This window comes from Confluentibacter citreus, assembly GCF_002807055.1.
GTDB lineage: Bacteria > Bacteroidota > Bacteroidia > Flavobacteriales > Flavobacteriaceae > Confluentibacter > Confluentibacter citreus.
This window is the reverse complement of the sequence record NZ_NIXN01000035.1, coordinates 1-786: the sequence shown is the minus strand read 5'-3', so window position 1 is coordinate 786 and position 786 is coordinate 1. Positions and strand designations below refer to the sequence as shown.

The following is a 786-nucleotide window of genomic DNA, read 5'->3' as shown; positions in this document are numbered from 1 at the left end:
CAAACACGCAACTTTCCATACACGAACACGTTAGGCACAATTTGACAAACCAATGAAATTCACGATTTTAATATTACTTTTTTCTACTATTTCTGGGTTTAGTCAAGAAATAAAATATAACCTATTTTTAAAGGATTCGTGTTCAAATAAAATTGAAAATAGTTTTTATTATCATCTTGAAAGAAACGGAACTGAATATACAATATCGGACTTTGACAAAGGAACTATTTTGCTTCCTGACAAAGGTGAATACAATTTAATCGCAACTGAAATAGGAGAAACACATAAAATAATAATCGATAAACAAATAAATTCCGACACTTTAAGCAAACCGAGAATTGAAGAGTATATTAAATTGTCCAACGTTTCATTTAAAAAAGGAACAAGTAAAGAAGAACTTAAAAAACTGGGAATAATTCCTAATTATAAGTTCATTCATTGCGAAAAGACCTGTAACGGAAATGAAACGGATTTTTACTCAAACGGAACAATTCGGCTAAACGCTGAATTTAAAAATGGACTTGTAATTGGAGAACTGAAAAGATATTATCAAAACGGAAAAATAAAAGAAATTTCTATCTATGACAAAGACGGGTTTTTGACCAAAACGACTTTCTTTGAAGAAAATGGGAACATTAAAAAAGAATAAAAAACTGTGCCTAACACCGTGTATAAAAAATTGCTAGTTTTAGCTAACACAAAGTTTGTTGCTTGTTTGCCGGCTTCCGATTTTCCTTCGGAAAATCCTCGCCCACAAACACGCAACTTTCCATACACGAACACGTT

The 786-nt window shown here is 31.4% G+C and carries 1 protein-coding gene; it reads left to right on the top strand.

Going from position 1 to position 786, the window contains the following annotated elements; genetic code table 11:
* The first annotated feature begins 52 nt into the window (after nucleotides 1-52).
* Nucleotides 53-649: a toxin-antitoxin system YwqK family antitoxin gene (locus CDH49_RS15530; RefSeq protein WP_100616441.1), complete on the top strand. Its 597-nt coding sequence runs from the start codon at nucleotides 53-55 to the stop codon at nucleotides 647-649.
* Nucleotides 650-786: the final 137 nt, after the last annotated feature.